Below are 19,982 nucleotides of genomic sequence, written 5' to 3'. Positions count from 1 at the left end.
ACAACTGTTCGAATAAGCAGCTACTGATTCCCTGGAGACGCATATGCTTCAATTACTCTTGGTCGTGCTGGCCATCGTCGGGCTTGTGGAAGTGGCGCGCGTGAAGCGGGCGCCATGTCCGCATTAGGCGTACTGGCCATTCTCGGCGTCATCGGTTTATTGTTCGGCGCGCCGGTCATTGGTGTGCTGTTCATTCTCGGTGCGGTCGTCATCGCAGCCTGCGGTTTACCAGCATTGCGCCGTGCCTGGCTCACGCCTCGGGTGCTTACCCTCTTTCATAAAGTCGCCCCCAAGGTATCCGATACGGAGCGCACGGCGCTGGAAGCGGGCACCGTCTCCTGGGATGCGGAGCTGTTTTCCGGCAAGCCAAAGTGGCAGCGTCTGCTCGACTACCGCGACGATGGCCTGAACGACGAAGAGCGCGCCTTTCTGGATAATCAATGCTCTGTTGCTGCCGGTATGTGCAACGACTGGGAGATTTCCGTGGAGCGAGCGGACCTGCCCCAGAGGCTTTGGGACTATCTGAAGAAGGAACGCTTCTTTGGCATGATCATTCCCAAGCAGTACGGCGGACTGGGATTTTCCGCCAAGGCACAGTCCGCAGTGCTGCAAAAGCTTTCCCTCAATGAGACCCTGACCGTCACCGTGGGTGTTCCCAACTCACTCGGTCCAGGTGAGCTACTGCTTAAATATGGTACCGAAGAACAGAAAGACTATTACCTGCCCCGCCTGGCGGATGGCCGGGAAATTCCCTGCTTCGGCCTGACTGGGCCGCGTGCCGGCAGCGACGCCACCTCCCTGCCGGATGTAGGCGTCGTCTGTCATGGCACTCATAACGGCGAAGAAGTGCTGGGCCTGAAGCTCACCTTCGAGAAGCGCTGGATTACCCTGGCGCCGATTGCTACCGTGGTCGGCCTGGCTTTTCGCATGTTCGATCCAGACAAGCTATTGGGGGACGAATCCGATCTCGGCATCACCTGTGCGCTGATTCCCCGGGAAACGAAAGGCATGGACATCGGTCGACGCCATCATCCCATCGGCAGCCCTTTCATGAACGGACCCATCGTCGGCAAGGATGTATTCATTCCTCTCGACTATCTGATCGGCGGCCCCGACATGGCCGGCCAAGGCTGGCGCATGCTGGTGGAATGCCTGTCCGTGGGTCGCTGCATCACCCTGCCCTCCGGTGCCGCCGGTGCCGGTCGCTATGCGATTGGCTGGGCCGGGGGCTTCACCCGCATTCGTCGCCAGTTCAATATGCCGGTGGCGGAAATGGAAGGCGTGCAGGAACCCTTGGCGCGCCTTACCGCCCATGCCTATATTGCTCAGGCAACGGTCATGCAGACCGCCAACCTGATCGATCATGGCGAAAAACCCGCCGTGCCGTCGGCGATCCTCAAGAGCCAGCTGACGGAATTTCAGCGCAGCATCCTGGCAGACGCCATGGACGTGCACGGTGGCCGTGCCGTCACTCTGGGCCCGCGTAACTATCTGGGTCAGGCCTGGAGCGCGGTGCCGGTATCGATCACCGTGGAAGGTGCCAACATCATGACCCGCAACCTGATGATCTTCGGTCAGGGGGCGATTCGCTGTCACCCCTACGTGCTGGAAGAACTGGCGGCCAAGGACGCCAACGACGCCCGCGCCTTCGACAAGGCCTTCTTCGGTCATATTCGTTTGATTTTTGGCAACGCGGCCCGGGCTTTCGTGCAGGGCCTGGGCATGGCGCGCCACAGCGTGCCCTTCGATGATATTTCAGCCCCCTACGCCAAGGATATCGCGCGCCTATCAGCAGCCTTCGGTCTCTGTGCGGATGCGGCCATGGTCAGCCTGGGTTCCGAACTCAAGAAGCGGGAGATGATCTCGGCGCGCTTGGGAGACGTGCTGTCCAACCTCTATCTGGCCTCCATGGTGCTCAAGCAGTGGCATGCCGGTAATAGCGTGGAACATGAGGCAGCGCTTTTGCACTACAGCTGCCAGACCCTGCTGTATCGCGCGGAACAGGCAATGGTCGAGCTGTTCGACAACCTGCCCAATCGTGCTTTGGGCAAGACGCTGGCGGTCATCACCATGCCTTTGGGTCGTCGCTGGAAACGCCCGGAAGACAGCCTGACCCGCGAGATTGCAAGAGCCGTTTCCACGGATACCGCCTTGCGTCACAAGCTGACCGCGGATACCTGGAACACCCAGGAGAAAGGACAGCAGGACAATCCGCTGGCACGCTACGATGCTCTGTTAGCGGAATACGATCGTGCGGAACCGATCTATCGCGCCATCAACAAGGCCTATACCAAGGGCACCCTGCCGGCGGAAGCGCTGCATCCGGAGCAGCGTGTCGAGGCAGCGCTAGAGTCCGGGCTAATCAATCAGGAAGATGCGGACTTCATGCGGCGCTATGAGAAGGAGGTGCTGGAAATGCTCACCGTGGACGATTTCGCCTTCGATGCCTTTGCGTCCCACAAAGATAAGGTCATATGGCATGACGCCGCTTGATCGGTAAATCTGATTTAAGCACCACAGCAGTAACAGATCGCCCCGGCCTTTGTCGGGGCGATCTGTTTTACAGTGCCATCACGATCAATCGATGCCGCTTATCCTCACCGGCACAACGCCGCTGCGAATCATTCCCAGCCGCTCGGCGGCGCGATAGGAAAGATCGATGATGCGGCCCCGTATGAAAGGACCGCGATCATTGATGCGCACTACCACCTCACGACCGTTATCAAGATTGGTGACCGCGACCCGAGACCCAAACGGCAGTACGGGATGGGCGGCGGTCATGGCACTGCGATCATAGCGTTCGCCGCTGGCGGTACGCTTGCCCTGATAGATATCGCTGTAATAGGACGCCTGCCCTTCATCGACATAGGACGATACGTCGCCGTCGAATGGAGCAGGACCGCCCGCACACCCAGCCAATACGCCCATACCGAACACCAACACCAGAAGCCGGCGGGTAGGCCGTCGATGGCGACACTCGATCACGGCAGCAGTACGGTGGAGCCGGTCGTCTTGCGATCCGCCAATGCGGCCTGGGCTTCCCCGGCTTTGTCGAGCGGATAGCTCTGGGCAACGTCGATCTTGATCTTGCCGCTTTCGATCATCTCGAACAGCTCACCCGCCATCTGCTTCAGGCGCTTGTGCGTATCAGCGTAGCCGGCAAGACTCGGCCTTGTGAGATAGAGCGAGCCCTTTTGATTGAGAATGCTGACGTCCACGCCTTCGACAGACCCGGACGCATTGCCGAAGCTGACCATCAAACCGCGCTTTTGCAGGCAGTCCAAGGACGTTTCCCAGGTGTCCTTGCCCACGGAGTCGTAGACCACCGGCACCATATCGCCCTTGGTCAGTTCCCGCACCCGTTCCACCACGTTTTCCTGGGTATAGTCGATGACCGCCCAGGCGCCGTTCTTCTTGGCAAGATCGGCCTTCTCCTTGGAACTCACCGTGCCGATCAGCTTCACGCCAATCGACTTGGCCCACTGGCAGGCAATCGACCCCACACCCCCGGCGGCGGCATGAAACAAGATGGTGTCGCCTTTTTGTACACGATAGGTCTGGCGCAACAGATACTGCACCGTCAGCCCCTTGAGCATGCACCCTGCTGCAGTTTCGAAGGCGACGGCCTCGGGTAGCTTCACCACTTTATCGACCGGCAGCGTATGCACTTCAGAATATGCACCCAGCGGCCCCAGGGCGTAGGCAACCCGATCCCCTTCCTTGAACTCGGTGACGCCCTCACCCACGGTCTCCACTACGCCGGCACCTTCGGTACCAAGACCAGACGGCATGGACGGCGCCGGATACAGACCGGTGCGGAAATAGATGTCGATGAAGTTCAACCCTACTGCATGGTTCTTGATTCGTACCTCGCCTTCCTTAGGCGCTTCTGGCTCAAAGTCCGCATACTCGAGTACGTCTGGGCCACCGGTCTGGGAAAATTGGATACGTTTCGGCATCGTGAACACTCCTTATTCAGCTGGGAAAGATTCGATCTTGAACATTCGATCTTGAACATTCGATCTTGAACAAGGGTCGCAGGAATGAGCAGCCCTGTCATCGGTACGCAAAAGATGCGCGCCTGAACATAGCAGCAAAGGACCGCCCTCTGGCATCGAGTTTTTATTCTGATTTGCGCCTCATGAGTCTTTCGTATCAGAACTCGGGTAGACGAGATCGCCCTCTTCATTGGCCTGGGCCGCCTCGGTCAGCGTCGCGGGCTGGATACGGTCAGCGTTCATCAGGTGATAGACCTGTTCGCCACGGTGAAGCAGATGATCGGCGATGATACGACGGTGGCAACGCCACCATACCGCTTCCGCGCACATGATCGCGCAGGTCTGGCGATGGCCGAGCTCGATCAGCGCAGTGAGCCCCCGGTGAAATTCTTCGGACAAGGCATAGTCCGCATAGTTATGAAAACTGCGATTATGCCAGTAACCATTGACGTCATCGGCGACGGTTTTCGACCGCTTACGCAGACCGGCCAGTTCAGCACTGTGCGTATAACCGATACCCAGCGGCGCAAGTGAGCTCGACAGCGCCTCAAAATTGAATTGCGGGTTGGTACGCGAGCGCGGCATGGCCCTGACATCGACGACATGCTCGACTCCGCCCACACCCAGCAGCGCGACGAACTCATCCAGCGTGCGAGTCGAGTGACCTACCGAGTAGAAGGCATGTTTCACGATGGAAGTCTCTTGTGCTTACAGCACTTTCGGGAAAGCCTCGAGACCGCGAACGAAGCGCTGCTTGTAGCCATCGAAGATGGACTTGTCCTGTTTGAAGGCTTGGATCACCGCCCGCTGATCGAAGTGCATGGTGCGTGGAATATCATCCAGCTTGGTGGCCGCATGCTTGGAGCTTACGCCGATGCGCGTGCCGTTGGGACCATCGAACCAGCGCTTGATACCGCAGGCGCGAAACATCTTTTCCTGAGCCTCATCCTGGGCGTTGACTCGCAGCGGCGCCTTGAGCGCCAGCTCTCCAATCAGGCGCTCCGCGGGCTGAGCCACGGTATCGCTAGTCAAACCAGCGAGCAGCACGACTTCCATGCTTTCACCCATCTCATCGAGTACCAGCAGCGCCAATGCAATCGGTCGTGATTCGTTGTCGATCAGCGCCAGCACTCGGGCGGCTTCCTGGGTGACTAATACACTCAGGGTGCCGGCGAAGGTAGCCAAAGGCGCAATGCCCGCCTCATGACCGTAAACTTCGGCGCACAGACGCGCGAGACAGGCGTCGCGCTGGGTTTCATCCTTTACGTGCACCACTTTCATCGATATTGCTCCAAGATTTATCGTTCTGCTTGCAGGCAGAACCGGTAGAGGCAAGCAAAAGTCCGCAGATTATCAGGCTTTCCCATGGCGCACCAAGACTGCGCCTGCGTGAGTCGGACCAAGTTCATCTATCACTAAAGCGTATCGGTTGACGCTGTCACCGCGATAATGATTTTTGTCATCGAACTACGCTAGCCTAGCGCAGGCAGCCAAACAGCCAAGCGCTATAAGGTGCATGCACCACCTCGTCAATCATCCCGAGAGAACCTTTCATGAGTAACGCCCCTGTGCCGCTCGCCGAGACCGAATCGACTCCAGTGCTGACCACGACCATGGCTCATCGCGGGCTCTCCGCCAAGGCGCCGGAAAACACCCTGTCCGCGGTTCGGGCCGCCCACGCTGCCGGGGCGCGCTGGATAGAGCTCGATGTGCAGCTGCTGGGGGACGGTACACCGATCATCTGGCACGACAGCGGTGTCAGGCGTTGCTCGAATGGTCGGGGCAAGCTGCGCGATCTGGATATCGTTCGGGCCAAGCAGCTCGACGTGGGCAACTGGTTCGCTAGCGCCTTTGCCGGTGAGCGCATGGCGACCCTGGATGAGATGCTTGCCCTTGTAAACGAACTGAACCTGAGTCTCAATCTCGAGCTCAAGGTCAATCCCGGCCGGAATGCTCGTGAGCTGGTCGATGTGGTGCTACCCAAACTAATGGAGACATTGCCGGCCCAACGATTGATCCTTTCTTCGTTCAGCGATGCAGCACTCGATACCCTGCGAGCCCGAGAGCCCGATCCCGAAAAGCTGCATCTGGCCATTCTGTACAAGAAGCCACCGCGAAATTGGGCGGAAGCGGCAGCACGTCTGAGCGCCTATAGCCTGCACGTCGATTGGCGTCGCCTGAATGCCAGAACGGCACTGGCCATAGCCGCAAGCCCTTACAAACTTTTATGCTACACCGTCAACGATTCCCGAGTATTTCAACGACTGCGCGCCCTGGGTGTGGATAGCGCTATCAGCGACGATCCTGGTCGTTTATTGTCATCGCTCTGAAACCCGCCAGACGGCGAAACGCTCAATAAAATCTACCGGACAAAACGGGCAAAGCATGCAGCAAACAATAATGGGGTTAGTCGGCGTCGTTAGCGTAATGCTTCTGGCACTGGTGCTCTCGGAGAATCGTCGCGCCATCAAGCTACGCACCGTGCTTGGAGCATTGGCCATTCAGGCGGGGCTGGGCCTTCTGGTGCTTTACATCCCCTGGGGTCAGGCAATGCTGCTGGCTATGACCGAGGGGGTACAGGCGGTCATCGATAGCGCTCAGGCGGGCATGGACTTTCTCTTCGGCGGGCTCGTCAGCGACAAGATGTTCGAGCTGTTCGATGGGGGCGGTTTTGTTTTCGCCCTGCGCGTTCTGCCCATCGTGGTGTTCTTTTCGTCGCTGATTTCGGTGCTCTACTATCTGGGCATCATGCGCTGGATCATCAAGCTACTGGGTGGCGCTTTGCACAGGCTCTTGCATACCAGCCGTACCGAATCCCTGTCTGCCGCGGCCAACATCTTCGTTGGCCAGACCGAAGCGCCCATCGTGGTGCGCCCGTTTCTTGCCAGTATGACCCGCTCGGAGCTGTTCGCGGTCATGGTGGGCGGCTTGGCCTCCGTGGCAGGCAGCGTGCTCGGCGGTTACGCCGCCATGGGTATCTCCCTGGAATATTTGCTTGCTGCCTCCTTCATGGCGGCACCCGGGGGTCTGCTGATGGCCAAGATGATCATTCCCGAAACCGAGACTCGCGAACAGACGGTGGAAGAGGTCATCGAAGACAGTGCAACCGACAAACCCGCCAATGTCATCGAGGCGGCCGCCGTGGGCGCGTCTTCCGGGGTGCAGCTGGCGATCAACATCGGCGGCATGCTGCTGGCGTTCATCGCCTTGATCGCCCTGGCCAACGCCATGCTGGGCTGGGTGGGCGGCTTGATCGGCTACGGCGACGTCACGCTGGAGCTGCTACTGGGCTATCTGTTCTCGCCCCTGGCGTTTCTGATCGGGGTGCCTTGGGAAGAGGCCATACAGGCGGGCAGTTTCATCGGCCAGAAGATTGTGCTCAATGAATTCGTGGCCTTCGCCGATCTGGCCGTACAACAGGAAGCGCTCAGCCCCCACGCCCAGGCCATTGTGGTTTTTGCCCTGTGCGGCTTTGCCAATCTGTCTTCTATCGCCATTCTGATGGGTGGGCTTGGCATCATGGCGCCCAATCGGCGCAGTGATATTGCCCGCATGGGGCTCAAGGCAGTGGCCGCGGGTACGCTCTCCAATCTGATGAGTGCAGCTCTCGCGGGTTTGTTTTTATCATTATAAAGATCATGGTTACCGCGGTAATTGACTTGCGCTCACATCCAGCGACTGCAAAAGCGAAGGCTATCAGCAGAGCGGCGTTACCCTACGCTACTGAACATTTCACTGGGCTCCAAACTGGCACCAACCGTCCAGCGCGATTGGCACCATCACCCCTCTGCGTTTCTTGGCGAGTAGCTGCTAATCTTTGAGTTGACCCTCGCTGTGGTTTCTTGTCACAGGCGTTTTAGTTACAGAAATTACGGCGATGGCGATAACAACGATTACCCGATGCCAAGGAATATAATAATGAGCAAGACTCCTCCAACGACCCGTGACTCAAAGACTCAGGCTACACAGCCTGACGGCAAGACGACCCGGGGCATTCACGAACTCTATGCGGAAGACCCGTTAGCTGCGGACAAGGAACTCTGGGACCGGGAAACCGACCCGCTCAGCCGACGCGGCTTTATCAAACGCAGCAGCTTGCTGGCCATGGCTGCTGCCGTGGGCGCTTCCATTCCGTTCGCCGACAAGATGCCCGCGGGTCTGATTCCGGCGGCGCTTGCGCAAAGCGATGAGCCTTTCAACATCGAAGGCAAGGAAGGGCTGACCGTGCTCAACGATCGCCCCATCAACGCGGAAACGCCGCCGCATCTGCTCGATGATGACGTGACGCCTGCCAAGCACATGTTCGTGCGCAACAACGGGCTGCCGCCGAAACAATCGAGTATCGACGTCGACAGCTGGACGCTGGAGATTGCCGGCGAGTCCTGTCAGAACCCCAAGAGCTTCACCATCGCTGAACTCAAGAAGCAGTTCGATCACCACACCTACCAATTGACGGTGGAATGTGGCGGCAATGGTCGTGCGGAATTCAACCCCTCTGCCAGCGGCAATCAATGGACCACCGGCGCCGTGGCCTGCCCGACCTATACCGGGGTGCGCGTAAAGGATGTGCTAAAAGCCTGCGGCATCAAGGATGACGCGGTCTATATCGGCTATTACGGTGCCGATACCCATCTCAGCGGCGATCCGAGCAAAGAGCCCATCTCTCGCGGCGTGCCCATGAAAAAAGCCCTGGAGGATGAGTCCCTGATCGCCTGGGCGATGAATGATGAAGACATCCCTTACCAGAACGGCTACCCGTTGCGTCTGGTCTGTGGCGGCTGGCCAGGCTCGGTATCCGGCAAATGGCTCAATAAGATCGTCATTCGCAACCAGAGGCACGACGGCACCAAGATGGCCCCGCCCTCCTATAGCGTGCCCAAGCACCCGGTAGCGCCAGGCACGGATGTTCCGCTTGACGATATGGTGACCATTCACTCCATGCCGGTGAAATCTTTGATTACCTTTCCCAAGTCCGGCATCACCCATTCGGACTCAGGCCCTCTCGAGGTACGCGGTCATGCTTGGGCGGGAGATCTCTCGGTCAAGGAAGTGCAGGTTTCCACGGACTTCGGCGTTACCTGGCAAAAAGCCGAGCTCAAGGACGCGCCCAACCGGCTGGCCTGGCAGCGTTTCACTGCCAAGTTGGACTTTCCCGAACCGGGCTATTACGAAATCTGGGCCAAGGCCATTGATAGCGAAGGCAATGCCCAGCCCATGGTGGTGCCCGGCTGGAATCCCAAGGGGTATCTCAACAATGCCTGTCACCGCATTGCGGTTCAGGTCGCCTGAGAGGGTATCTACAAAATGCCTGCACTCGGCAATACTGCGTTGAAATTGTCCGCAAAATGCTCATTTACCCCATGTAAACTGCGCTTTTTCGTTCAATTTCGCCTGGTCTTGCCTTCGTTCGACTGTTTTGTAAACACCCTCTGAGGAAACGCTCATGAACGTAAAAAAGACCTTTGGCGCCGCGCTGGTGATAGCCGCCTTTTTGCCCCTGGCAAGCCATGCCCAGGAAACCGATCCAGCCACAGGCTTCGTCATCGACGAGGGCTGGCAAATAGTCAATGCCAACTGCACCGCCTGTCATTCCGCCAAGCTGGTAACCCAGAACAGCGGTTCACGGCACCGTTGGGAATATCTCATTCGCTGGATGCAAAAGACTCAAGGGCTCTGGCAGTTTCAGCCGGAAATGGAAAACACCATCCTGGACTACCTGGCCAAGCACTATGGGCCCAAGGAGGACGCCCGGCGCCCACCGCTGGCCCGGGAGCTGATGCCGGATAATCCCTACAAGCAAACCAGTGACACCTCGGGCTAGATACCCGATCGCGGTCTTGGCTTGAACTGCCCCCTAGGATTGAATGCCCATTCATTCCTAGGGGGTTTTTTTCATACTCGCGTTGAATCATCGGTCTATAGCGATTTACCAGCGGCTAACGTAGCGTATGCAAGAAGTAACAAGCCCAGGGATGACCAGCATGAATCGACGCGATTTCTTGAAAGCCGCAAGCGTTATAAGCAGTGGATTTCTACCTGTTTCGACTGTGTTTGCCGCCATTAATGGGCCCACCGAATCAATTGGCCCGAAGAAGTCTTTCGATTACGCCTGGCTCAAGGGATTGGCAAAGCATCTATCTCAAGAGGATGCCTCGCCACTTGAAAGCGGTTTGCCGAAACAACTGCAGGACATGAGCTGGGACGACTACCAGGCAATAACCTTCAAACCGGACCACGCTCTATGGGCCGACGAGGAACGATCGAACGTTCGCGCCCAGCTATTCCACCTCGGTCTCTATTTCAAGAAGCCGGTGCGCCTTTACGAAATCGTCGATGGCCAGGCCAAGGAAATTGCCTATGACCCGACGATGTTCGACTACGGCGAGTCTGATATCGACGCTGGCGCCCTGCCCAAGGATCTGGGCTTTGCCGGTTTCCGCCTTCATCATGAAAGCGACTGGAAGCGGGATGTGGCCTCTTTCCTGGGCGCCAGTTATTTCCGCGCGGTCAGCAAGTCGATGCAATACGGCATGTCCGCTCGGGGCTTGGCCATCGACACGGGCATGCCAAGGCCCGAGGAGTTTCCGCGCTTCACCCGCTTCTGGCTCGAGCGACCTGACGACGACAGCGATCTTGTCACTGTCTACGCCCTGCTGGAATCCCCCAGCGTGACCGGCGCCTATCGCTTCGGCATTACCGCCGGCGACGGCGTAGTCATGGATGTGGACGCCGCCCTCTACCCGCGCAAGCCCATCGAGCGCCTGGGGATCGCGCCGCTGACCAGCATGTACATGGTGGGCGAAAACGATCGGCAGGCAGGCTGGGATTGGCGCCCGGAAATTCACGACTCCGACGGCCTTTCCATGCACACCGGGGATGGCAAGTGGCTGTGGCGCCCTATTGCTAATCCCCCTAGGCTGCGCTTCAACGCCTATCAGGATGAAAATCCCAAGGGTTTCGGTTTGATTCAGCGGGATCGCGACTTCGATCATTATCAGGACGACGGTGTTTTCTACGATCAACGCCCGAGCGCATGGATCGAGCCCAAGACCGACTGGGGAGCGGGATCTGTCCAGCTGGTCGAGATTCCGACTCTGGATGAAACCTTCGATAACATCGTTGCCTTCTGGAACCCTAAAGAAGCAATCGAGCCTGGCCGCGAATTGCTCTATGGCTATCGCATCTACTGGCGGGAGCGCCCGCCCGCGGAAACGGAACTGGCCCGCTGTGTAGCCACCCGTACCGGACTCGGTGGCGTGGTCGGGCAAAAACGCGACTACTTCAGTTGGCGCTTCGTGGTCGATTTCAGAGGCGGCCCTTTCCCTTTCAATGCGGACCAGGACATCGAGGTCGTGCCAACCATCAAGAACTCCACCGGCCGGGTGGAAATTGTCTCGGCGCGCCCTTTGCACGCGATTCAAGGTTATCGCGCGATGTTCGACGTGGTGCCGCCGGATGAGAGCACCGATCATATCAATCTGAGCCTTTATCTCACGGTAAAGGGCAACGACAAACCCTTGACCGAGACCTGGATGTATCAATGGACGCCGCCACCGGAGGATGAGCGGGAGTTGCACAATCCCGGACATCTTTAACACTTCCCTTCCCAGTTTTTAGAGTTGCAGCCAGACGATACCGCCGTATACTGTATTTAAATACAGTATACGGCGGCGACTCCATGGCCATTCAACACCCCTCCTTGCGGCGCAAGGGCCGCGGCGCGACCTTTGATCCTCATAACCGATTTGCGCCTACTCACAGCGAGGCTATCGATGATGGTTGGTGGCAGGAAGCCCTGCCCGAGCGCTTGGCAACCACGGTGCGAGACGAACCCGCCAAGAGCGCACTGTCCTGGAATCAGTCACCGGATCTCGGCTTCGATCGTTCGTTGAATCCCTATCGCGGCTGCGAACACGGCTGTATTTATTGCTATGCGCGGCCCAGCCATGCCTATTGGGATCTATCGCCGGGTATCGATTTCGAGACCCGCTTGATCGCCCGCATTGGTCTCGTCGAACGCTTACGTGAAGAGCTGTGCAAACCGGGCTATGAATGCCGACCGATCAACCTTTCCGGTAACACAGACTGCTATCAGCCATTGGAAGCCGAACGCCGTACCACCAGGTCCATTCTCGAACTGCTGCTGGCGTGTCGTCATCCAGTGACCCTGGTCACCAAAAGCGCACTGATTCTGCGAGATCTGGATCTCCTTAGTGAGATGGCTGATAAACATCTGGTCCGGGTGTTCATCAGCCTCACCAGCCTTGATGATGAACTCAAGCGCACCCTGGAACCCCGCACGGCCTCGCCCAAGGCACGCCTGAAGACAATGCATGAGCTTAGCGCAGCGGGAATTCCCACCGGCGCCCTGCTGGCACCGATGATCCCCGGGTTGAACGATCATGAAATGGAAACCCTGCTACAGGCAGCTCACGACGCAGGCGCTCGCACCGCCGCCTGGACGCTGCTGCGCTTGCCCCGGGAAGTAGCGCCGCTGTTTGAGGAGTGGTTGATTACTTATTATCCGCAGCGCGCCAGCAAGGTCATGAGCCTGATGCGCCAGTGCCGAGGTGGACAGGCCAACGACTCGCGTTTCGGTCAGCGCATGCGGGGCCAAGGGGTATTTGCCGAGCTTCTTGCCCAGCGTTTCAGCAAGGCCAGCAAGCGGCTGGGCCTGGGAAGGCGCGTAGAGATGGGGCTGGACTGCAGCGGGTTTCGTGCGCCCCATGTTCAAGGCGACCTCTTTCTCTGACCCGCTCAAGAATCGAGTGGGTTAGCATGGAGACATTTTTATCACTGCAAGCACTATCTCGAGAGCTTTATTACATGTCTGTCAGCAAGACGCCCATCAGCAAGACCCAGTCCAGCTTCTATCGCCGGCTCTACGTGGCTTATCTAATCGATAGCGGTACTGCCAGCGTGCCGGATATCATCGCCGCTACCGGCATGCCCCGGCGCACCGCCCAGGACACCATCAATGCCTTGGCCGAGTTGGACATCCTATGCGAATTCGAACGGGAAGCCGGTGCCCGTCATAATATCGGGCGCTATGTGATTCGAGACTGGGGCGCCATCGACAAACGCTGGGTAGCAAAGCACCATGGCCGAATCAAAGCGGCGTTGGGCTATCCTTGAGCGTCTTTAGTCAACACGCCATGTAGCGTTCTTTGCCACTACCGCACAAACCGACGTTTCTTCTAGCTTCAGGTAACCAATTTCATGACCGATCGCGATACTCGCCATAAAAAGTCGATGCAAAAGCTCAAGAGCCACGTCGATGAGAAAGTCGCCAACGCCCAAGAGCAGCGCGGGCTGATGCTGGTGTTTACCGGCAACGGCAAGGGCAAGACCACCGCCGCCTGGGGCACCGTGACCCGAGCCCTGGGTTACGGCTACAAGGTCGGGGTGATCCAGTTCATCAAGGGGCTGTGGGAGTGTGGGGAGCGGGAACGCCTGATCGCGGATGACAATCTGGAGGTTCAGGTGATGGCCACAGGCTTTACCTGGGACACCCAGAACCGGGAAAGCGATACAAAGGCCTGTCTTGAAGTCTGGAAGGAGGCCGAGCGCATGCTAGCGGATGATTCCGTCTATCTAGTGGTGCTCGATGAGATCACCTATATGCTCAAGTTCGGTTACCTGGATATCGATGCGGTCAAGCGCGCCATCGAAAACCGCCCTGAAGAACAGACCGTGATCATCACCGGTCGCAATGCCCATCGTGAACTCATTGCCATAGCTGATACGGTGACCGAGATGCAGGAAGTACGTCACGGTTTTAACAACGGACTGCAAGCAAGGCGCGGCATCGATTATTAGCAACGTTCTTGTTTTTCATGCCAGGACCAGCAGAAGCCACCATGCACGGCTCTGCTTGTAACCATGCATTTTTTGGGAGAAAGCCTCATGAAACTCATTTCTTCTTCACGCCATTCCATAGCTGGCGCTTTAATAGTGGCAAGTCTGCTGGGTGGGGCGACGACCGTTCAGGCTCAATCTCAGCCATCGATGCCCGAGACCCAGCGCATACAGGTGCAAGCGCAAGCGGAAATCAAGGCTGAGCCGGACATGGCGATGTTGAATGCGCGCCTGTGGGAGCGCACGCCAACTATTGCACGAACCGTGAGCACTCAGGCGGATCCCCAGGCACTGGCGGAGGCTCGCAAACGTCTAGAACAGCGTACCGGCGAACTCATCCGCACCTTGGAACAGGAAGGTCTCAAGTCCAACACCATCACCGCCGGCTCCCTGTCAGTACGCCCGGACTACGTGCATCGTCAGGTGAAGAAAGACGAGCCGCCGCAGACACTGGTGCGCACCCAGCTCGAACGCCCGGTCAGCTTGCGCATCGAGGATCTCGAACGTCTGCCGGCAATCCTCGATGCACTGACCAAGGCAGGAGTCGATGCGCTGGATGGGGTCACCTACGATCTCAAGGATCGAGACGCCGCCACGGACAAGGCGCTGACCCAGGCTTTGGAGAAGGCGCGTCATAAGGCTCAACTGATGGCCAGCACTCTGGGCGTCGAACTGGGTCAGGTGCTCAATATTCAGGAAACCAATGCGCCGATCTTCGCGCCGCGCATGATGGCAATGAGCGCCGAGGCCAAGCAAGGCGACGCTACCCCAGAGTATCGCTCCGGGGAGATCACCATTGACGCCGGTGTCAGCATTGCCTGGGAGATCAAGAATTGATCAGCTCGACACCGCCCAGGTAGCCACGCAGCGCTTGGGGCACCGTGATCGAGCCATCTTCATTTTGATAGTTTTCCAGCACCGCCAGTAGACAGCGCCCCACTGCCAGCCCCGAGCCGTTCAGGGTATGCAGCAGCTGGGGCTTTTTGTATTCCGGATCGCGAAAGCGCGCCTGCATGCGTCGGGCCTGGAAATCCTCGCAGTTGGAGACCGACGATATCTCCCGATAGGTCTGCTGGCTCGGCACCCAGACTTCGAGATCGTAGGTCTTTGCGGCGCCGACGCCCATATCGCCAGTACACAGCGTGATGACCCGATAAGGTAGCTCCAGCGCCTGCAGGATGGCCTCCGCATGGCCGCGCATCTCTTCGAGCGCTGCGTAGCTGGATTCAGGCGAGACCAGCTGCACCATCTCCACCTTCTCGAACTGATGCTGGCGGATCATGCCCCGGGTATCCTTGCCGTGAGAGCCGGCTTCACTGCGAAAACAGGGGGTCATGGCGGTCAGTCGCAGAGGCAACTCCCTGGCGTCAAAAATATGATCCCGGGCGAAGTTGGTTAGCGGCACTTCGGCGGTCGGAATCAGGTAGTAGTCGTTGTCGCCTTCCAGCTTGAACAGATCCTCACCAAACTTGGGTAGCTGCCCAGTGCCCCGCAGCGAATCAGGATTGACCATGTAGGGCACGTAGCACTCTTCATAACCGTGCTCGAGGGTCTGCTTGTCGAGCATGAACTGACCGAGTGCCCGATGCAGACGAGCGATCGGTCCGCGCATCACTGCAAAGCGCGAACCAGTCAGCTTGGCTGCCATCTCGAAATCGAGATAGCCAAGCTTGGCGCCCAGGTCGACATGGTCCCGGACATCGAAATCAAACTCCCGAGGGGTGCCCCAGCGATGAAGCTCGACGTTATCATCCTCGTCCTTGCCCTCGGGCACGCTCTCGTGAGGCAGATTGGGCAAACCGGTCAGAAAATCATCCAGCGCTGCGCTGTTTTCGGCCAGCTGCATCTTGGCGGCGTCCAGACGCTCACCCAGATCACTGACTTCCGCCAACAACGGTTCGATATCCTCCCCGGATGCCTTGGCCTTGCCAATGGCCTTGGAGCGTGTATTGCGCTCGTTCTGCAACCGCTCGGTCTCGGTCTGCAGCTCCCGGCGCTGAGTTTCCAACGTTTCGAAGCGATTGGCATCCAGGGTAAAGCCGCGTGTAGCAAGGCGCTTTGCGACGCTATCAAGGTCGCTGCGAAGCAGTTTGGGATCGAGCATGAAATTCTATCCGTTGAACAATGAAATTATACGAAAAGGCGTGTGACCCGCATACCGAGCGACACGCCGGCGACGCCCAGCACCAAGCTGGTAGCCAAATAGAGAACGGCGGTGGGCATACGGCCGCCTTCAAGTAGCGTCAGGATTTCGAGAGAGAAGGTGGAAAAGGTGGTAAAAGCCCCGGTAAAGCCTGCCACCAGGGTCACTTGCCACAGGGGAGGAAGCTTGAGCTCCTCCGTGAGCCAGACATAAAGCGCACCGATCAGACAACAGCCCAGCAGATTGACCCCAAAGGTGCCCCAGGGAAACCCGCGTCCCAGCATTGCGGTGAGCCATCCGCTCATCAGATAGCGGCCAAGCGCGCCAAAGGCGCCGCCAATGGCCACGGCCAGCCATGTCGTCATGGTCAATTCCAGGCATTAGAAAAATCGGCCTTACATTGTAGGGAAAAGCGACGCGCTGGGCCATGGCGCTCGATACCGACGTCACAACCTCGCAATGCGTTCCGCCGGCTTCTCGGGTAAGGTAGACGAACACTGCCCTGCTTGATATCACGAGACCCTATTTCAAGAAACCATGATCGCAAGACTGGAACCTCTTTCCCGGTTAGAAGAACGCTATGCAGCCTTCCTCGAAGCGCTCGAGACGCGAGGCTTCGCTGGCGATATCGCACCGGATTACGCCAATCGCACGGTATTGGCCACGGACAACTCCATCTATCAGCGTCTGCCCCAGGCGGTACTCTATCCTCGCGATGTCGAGGATCTGCAGCGTATCGCCGAACTGGCGGCACAGGAAGAATTTCGCGACGTGGCCCTGGCGCCTCGGGGCGGCGGCACCGGCACCAACGGTCAATCCCTGAGCGACGGTATCCTGGTGGACGTTTCCCGGCACATGAACCGTATTCTCGACATCGACGTGGAGAACCGCCGGGTGCGGGTTCAGGCCGGGGTGGTCAAGGATCAGTTGAATGCGGCCTTGAAGCCTCATGGGCTCTTCTTTGCTCCGGAACTCTCCACCTCCAATCGCGCTACCATCGGTGGCATGATCGCAACGGATGCCAGCGGTCAAGGCAGCTGTGAATACGGCAAGACCCACGATCATGTGCTGGCCTTGAATAGTGTGCTGATGGATGGCCAGCGCCTGGAAAGTCACCCGCTGGACGAAGCAGAGCTTGATGCGCTTTGCGCCCGTGACGATATCGTCGGCGATGTGCACCGCACGGCGCGAGAGATCATCGACACCCAGCGCGAGCAGATCGAGGCCATCTTTCCCAAGCTCAACCGCTGCCTGACCGGCTATGATCTCGCCCATTTGCGTGAACCGGACGGCCGCTTCAATCTCAACAGCGTGCTATGTGGCGCCGAGGGCTCACTGGGCTTTCTCAACGAGGCCACGCTGAACGTGCTGCCCATGGCCAAGCACTCCACCCTGATCAACGTGCGCTATGCAAGCTTCATGGATGCCCTGCGAGACGCCAAGGCGCTGATGAAGGGGGAAACCAATCGCCCCACCTCCATCGAAACCGTAGACGACAAGGTGCTGGGGCTTGCCATGGAAGACTTCGTCTGGGATAGCGTGGCGGAGTTCTTTCCCAGCACCGAGGCCCAGGCCACGGCGGAGCAAACCGACTTCACCAGCGATACCGTCACTGCGACCAAGGCCTCCCGGGCGCCATTAATCCGGGGCATCAACCTGGTCGAATTCAATGCCGACGATCCGGGCGAACTCGAGGCCAAGGTGTCCGCCTTCACCGAACATCTCACTGCGGATACTCAGGTCGAGCGTCTGGGTTACACCCTGGCACAAGGGCGCGAGCAGATCGGCCGAGTCTATGCCATGCGCAAGCGCGCGGTGGGCCTGCTGGGCAATGCCAAGGGGGAAAAGCGCCCCATTCCCTTTGTGGAAGACACCGCGGTTCCCCCAGAGCACCTTGCAGAATACATTGGCGAATTTCGTGGGCTGCTGGATGCCCGGGGGCTCGAGTACGGCATGTTCGGCCATGTGGATGCCGGTGTGCTGCATGTGCGTCCCGCCCTGGATATGAAAGACCCGGATCAGGAAGCTATGATCCGCGAGATCTCTGACGAAGTCGCCGAGCTAACCCAGAAGTATCACGGTCTCTTATGGGGCGAACACGGCAAGGGGATACGTTCGGAATACACCCCCAAGTTCTTCGGCGAACTCTATCCGAGCCTGCAGCGGCTCAAAGCCGCCTTCGACCCGCACAATCAGATGAACCCGGGCAAGATCGCCACTCCTTTTATCCGGCCCGAAACCGCCGTGAGCACGTCATCTCATTCGGCAGTTGGTGCTGATGATGTGGAACCGATCAGGATGATCGACCCCGGTCTACTGGCCATCGATGGCGTGACCACTCGAGGGCAACTCGATCGCCAGATCGATGAACGGGTATGGCAGGCGCACGCAAGTGCGGTCTATTGCAACGGCAACGGCGCCTGCTATAACTATGACCCGTTTGATGCCATGTGCCCGTCCTGGAAGGCGACCCGGGAACGCGTTCACTCGCCCAAGGGGCGGGCCAGCCTGATGCGGGAGTGGTTGCGTCTGCAGGGCAACGCCAATGTCGACGTGGTCGAGGAATCCCGCAAGAAGAAAGCCGAAGGCATCTGGGGATTTCTGCGCGATACGCCACTGAGGCTGTGGAATACCTACCGAAAAGGGCGCGGCGCGGAAGACTTCTCCCATGAAGTCCACGACGCCATGGCGGGCTGTCTGGCCTGCAAGTCTTGCGCCGGCCAGTGCCCGATCAAGGTCAACGTGCCGGAATTTCGCTCGCAGTTTCTCGAGGTCTATCACGGACGCTATCAGCGCCCGCTGCGGGACTATCTGATCGGCGGGCTCGAGTTCATGGTGCCTTATCTCTCGACGATTGCACCGCTTTACAATGCAGCGCTGCAACATCGGCTGGTGGATCGTTTATTGACGCGCCACATCGGCATGGTGGACAGCCCTCGAATTTCCCGAGCCAATTTAAAGAAGCAGCTTGCGGCCTGGGGCGTCGCCGAAGCCACGCCCACGAGCCTCGGGCTGCTTACGGAGCAGCAGAAGGTGCGCAGCGTCGTCATCGTGCAGGACGCCTTCACCAGCTACTTCGAATCGCGGCTGGTCATGGATATCGTCGAACTGCTGTCACGACTGGACATCCGGGTGTTCGTTGCGCCCTTTTCACCCAACGGCAAACCCCTCAACGTACAGGGGTTCCTGGGCGCCTTTGAGCGTACCGCTGAAAAGCAGGCTCGGCGGCTCAAGGCCTTGGCGGCCTTCGGTGTTCCCCTGGTGGGGATCGATCCGGCCATGACCCTGACCTATCGTCAGGAGTACGCCAAGGCGCTGGGGCCTCAGGCCGCGCCAGACGTTCTGCTGCTGCAGGAGTGGTTGATCTCCCTGGGTCAGCGTCTAGTGCTGAGCAACCTCAAGCTGGAGGATCCAGAGTACAAGCTGCTTTCCCACTGCACCGAGAAGACCAATGCGCCGGGCTCGCCCAAGGCTTGGCAGCAGGTATTCGCGGCGTTTGGATTGAAGCTAGAACTGCTTGCCAGCGGCTGCTGCGGCATGTCCGGTACCTACGGTCATGAAACCCGCAATCTGGAAACGTCGAAAATCATCTATGGGCAATCCTGGCAGCGCCAGGTCGAAAACGAGGATAATGCCGATCGGCTGCTGGCCACGGGTTACTCCTGCCGCAGTCAGGCAAGACGCTTTTCCAAGATACAGCTCGATCATCCCTTGCAGGGTCTGTTGAAGACCATCAAGCGATCTTGATGCATCATGTACGAAAGCCCTGAATTGGCCTTTCCTTTTTCTTACGGTTCTTTGAGTAAAGAGCCCACTTGTCGCGAGTCGAACATGCAAACTCCTGCCATTGCGCTGACAGGCATCGGCCTGCTGGCATTGCTGTGCCAGTGGACCGCCTGGCGTATCCGTCTGCCTGCCATCTTGTTGCTCTTGCTTGTGGGCATTCTGGTGGGACCCGTGGGCCACCTGCTCGACCCGGACGC

General features: G+C 58.5%; 16 protein-coding genes and 1 pseudogene. 11 read left to right on the top strand and 6 right to left on the bottom strand.

All coding sequences use genetic code 11. From position 1 onward, the window contains the following. Positions 1-43 precede the first annotated feature (43 nt). Positions 44-2,493: pseudogene (locus CH74_RS15225) on the top strand (acyl-CoA dehydrogenase). An 84-nt stretch (positions 2,494-2,577) separates the two neighbouring features. Here CH74_RS15225 and CH74_RS15220 read toward each other — a convergent pair. From CH74_RS15220 to CH74_RS15205, 4 genes are all read right to left on the bottom strand, one after another. Further along, complete coding sequence (locus CH74_RS15220) at positions 2,578-2,928, bottom strand: septal ring lytic transglycosylase RlpA family protein (RefSeq protein ID WP_048308384.1); 351 nt, start codon at positions 2,926-2,928, stop codon at positions 2,578-2,580. A gap of 53 nt (positions 2,929-2,981) precedes the next feature. Next, entirely contained in the window at positions 2,982-3,959 is a 978-nt protein-coding gene (locus CH74_RS15215; RefSeq protein WP_048308378.1) for an NADPH:quinone reductase, read from the bottom strand. 180 nt (positions 3,960-4,139) lie between these two features. Continuing rightward, positions 4,140-4,688 carry a DUF488 family protein gene (locus CH74_RS15210; protein WP_048308377.1) on the bottom strand — a complete coding sequence of 183 codons (549 nt, stop codon included), beginning with the start codon at positions 4,686-4,688 and terminating at the stop codon, positions 4,140-4,142. Positions 4,689-4,706: 18 nt separating this feature from the next. Beyond that, positions 4,707-5,279 (bottom strand): hypothetical protein, encoded by a 573-nt coding sequence (locus CH74_RS15205; protein ID WP_048308376.1) that lies wholly within the window; start codon positions 5,277-5,279, stop codon positions 4,707-4,709. A 272-nt stretch (positions 5,280-5,551) separates the two neighbouring features. Here CH74_RS15205 and CH74_RS15200 point away from each other — a divergent pair, with 272 nt between their 5' ends. From CH74_RS15200 to CH74_RS15160, 9 genes are all read left to right on the top strand, one after another. Beyond that, the gene (locus CH74_RS15200) at positions 5,552-6,328 is read left to right on the top strand and encodes a glycerophosphodiester phosphodiesterase family protein (protein WP_156181548.1); all 777 of its coding nucleotides are present in this window, start codon (positions 5,552-5,554) and stop codon (positions 6,326-6,328) included. Between the two features lie 55 nt (positions 6,329-6,383). Beyond that, positions 6,384-7,631, top strand: coding sequence for a NupC/NupG family nucleoside CNT transporter (locus CH74_RS15195; RefSeq protein ID WP_048308375.1), 1,248 nt, complete (start codon positions 6,384-6,386; stop codon positions 7,629-7,631). A 285-nt stretch (positions 7,632-7,916) separates the two neighbouring features. Next, the gene (locus CH74_RS15190; RefSeq protein ID WP_048308374.1) at positions 7,917-9,287 is read left to right on the top strand and encodes a sulfite oxidase; all 1,371 of its coding nucleotides are present in this window, start codon (positions 7,917-7,919) and stop codon (positions 9,285-9,287) included. Positions 9,288-9,441: 154 nt separating this feature from the next. Next, entirely contained in the window at positions 9,442-9,819 is a 378-nt protein-coding gene (locus tag CH74_RS15185; RefSeq protein WP_048308373.1) for a hypothetical protein, read from the top strand. A gap of 160 nt (positions 9,820-9,979) precedes the next feature. Beyond that, entirely contained in the window at positions 9,980-11,593 is a 1,614-nt protein-coding gene (locus CH74_RS15180; protein ID WP_048308372.1) for a glucan biosynthesis protein, read from the top strand. An 83-nt stretch (positions 11,594-11,676) separates the two neighbouring features. Then, positions 11,677-12,750, top strand: coding sequence for a PA0069 family radical SAM protein (locus tag CH74_RS15175; protein WP_048308371.1), 1,074 nt, complete (start codon positions 11,677-11,679; stop codon positions 12,748-12,750). 74 nt (positions 12,751-12,824) lie between these two features. Further along, positions 12,825-13,133 carry a helix-turn-helix domain-containing protein gene (locus CH74_RS15170; protein WP_048308382.1) on the top strand — a complete coding sequence of 103 codons (309 nt, stop codon included), beginning with the start codon at positions 12,825-12,827 and terminating at the stop codon, positions 13,131-13,133. A gap of 84 nt (positions 13,134-13,217) precedes the next feature. Further along, positions 13,218-13,817, top strand: coding sequence for a cob(I)yrinic acid a,c-diamide adenosyltransferase (gene cobO, locus CH74_RS15165; RefSeq protein WP_048308370.1), 600 nt, complete (start codon positions 13,218-13,220; stop codon positions 13,815-13,817). 87 nt (positions 13,818-13,904) lie between these two features. Continuing rightward, positions 13,905-14,693: an SIMPL domain-containing protein gene (locus CH74_RS15160; RefSeq protein ID WP_053070793.1), complete on the top strand. Its 789-nt coding sequence runs from the start codon at positions 13,905-13,907 to the stop codon at positions 14,691-14,693. Here the strand turns inward: CH74_RS15160 and serS are convergent. Both serS and crcB read right to left on the bottom strand, forming a co-directional pair. Beyond that, positions 14,683-15,960: a serine--tRNA ligase gene (serS, locus tag CH74_RS15155; RefSeq protein WP_048308368.1), complete on the bottom strand. Its 1,278-nt coding sequence runs from the start codon at positions 15,958-15,960 to the stop codon at positions 14,683-14,685. The genes CH74_RS15160 and serS overlap by 11 nt on opposite strands. Positions 15,961-15,986: 26 nt before the next feature. Then, positions 15,987-16,364 carry a fluoride efflux transporter CrcB gene (crcB, locus tag CH74_RS15150; RefSeq protein ID WP_048308367.1) on the bottom strand — a complete coding sequence of 126 codons (378 nt, stop codon included), beginning with the start codon at positions 16,362-16,364 and terminating at the stop codon, positions 15,987-15,989. Positions 16,365-16,536: 172 nt separating this feature from the next. Between crcB and CH74_RS15145 the strand changes: the two genes are divergently transcribed. Then, the gene (locus tag CH74_RS15145) at positions 16,537-19,746 is read left to right on the top strand and encodes an FAD-binding and (Fe-S)-binding domain-containing protein (protein ID WP_048308366.1); all 3,210 of its coding nucleotides are present in this window, start codon (positions 16,537-16,539) and stop codon (positions 19,744-19,746) included. The last annotated feature ends 236 nt before the right edge of the window (positions 19,747-19,982 follow it).

The organism is Halomonas sp. PR-M31, assembly GCF_001039575.1.
GTDB lineage: Bacteria > Pseudomonadota > Gammaproteobacteria > Pseudomonadales > Halomonadaceae > Modicisalibacter.
This window is presented reverse-complemented; position numbering and strand designations above follow the sequence as displayed.

Excerpts from the sequence above, each read along its gene's own strand:
- CH74_RS15180 (WP_048308372.1), top strand. The coding sequence starts at position 9,980 with ATGAATCGACGCGATTTCTTGAAAGCCGCAAGCGTTATAAGCAGTGGA.
- serS (WP_048308368.1), bottom strand. The coding sequence starts at position 15,960 with ATGCTCGATCCCAAACTGCTTCGCAGCGACCTTGATAGCGTCGCAAAG.
- CH74_RS15145 (WP_048308366.1), top strand. The coding sequence starts at position 16,537 with ATGATCGCAAGACTGGAACCTCTTTCCCGGTTAGAAGAACGCTATGCA.
- CH74_RS15215 (WP_048308378.1), bottom strand. The coding sequence starts at position 3,959 with ATGCCGAAACGTATCCAATTTTCCCAGACCGGTGGCCCAGACGTACTC.
- CH74_RS15170 (WP_048308382.1), top strand. The coding sequence starts at position 12,825 with ATGTCTGTCAGCAAGACGCCCATCAGCAAGACCCAGTCCAGCTTCTAT.
- CH74_RS15205 (WP_048308376.1), bottom strand. The coding sequence starts at position 5,279 with ATGAAAGTGGTGCACGTAAAGGATGAAACCCAGCGCGACGCCTGTCTC.
- cobO (WP_048308370.1), top strand. The coding sequence starts at position 13,218 with ATGACCGATCGCGATACTCGCCATAAAAAGTCGATGCAAAAGCTCAAG.
- CH74_RS15160 (WP_053070793.1), top strand. The coding sequence starts at position 13,905 with ATGAAACTCATTTCTTCTTCACGCCATTCCATAGCTGGCGCTTTAATA.
- CH74_RS15190 (WP_048308374.1), top strand. The coding sequence starts at position 7,917 with ATGAGCAAGACTCCTCCAACGACCCGTGACTCAAAGACTCAGGCTACA.
- CH74_RS15195 (WP_048308375.1), top strand. The coding sequence starts at position 6,384 with ATGCAGCAAACAATAATGGGGTTAGTCGGCGTCGTTAGCGTAATGCTT.
- CH74_RS15220 (WP_048308384.1), bottom strand. The coding sequence starts at position 2,928 with ATGGGCGTATTGGCTGGGTGTGCGGGCGGTCCTGCTCCATTCGACGGC.
- crcB (WP_048308367.1), bottom strand. The coding sequence starts at position 16,364 with ATGACGACATGGCTGGCCGTGGCCATTGGCGGCGCCTTTGGCGCGCTT.
- CH74_RS15185 (WP_048308373.1), top strand. The coding sequence starts at position 9,442 with ATGAACGTAAAAAAGACCTTTGGCGCCGCGCTGGTGATAGCCGCCTTT.
- CH74_RS15175 (WP_048308371.1), top strand. The coding sequence starts at position 11,677 with ATGGCCATTCAACACCCCTCCTTGCGGCGCAAGGGCCGCGGCGCGACC.
- CH74_RS15200 (WP_156181548.1), top strand. The coding sequence starts at position 5,552 with ATGAGTAACGCCCCTGTGCCGCTCGCCGAGACCGAATCGACTCCAGTG.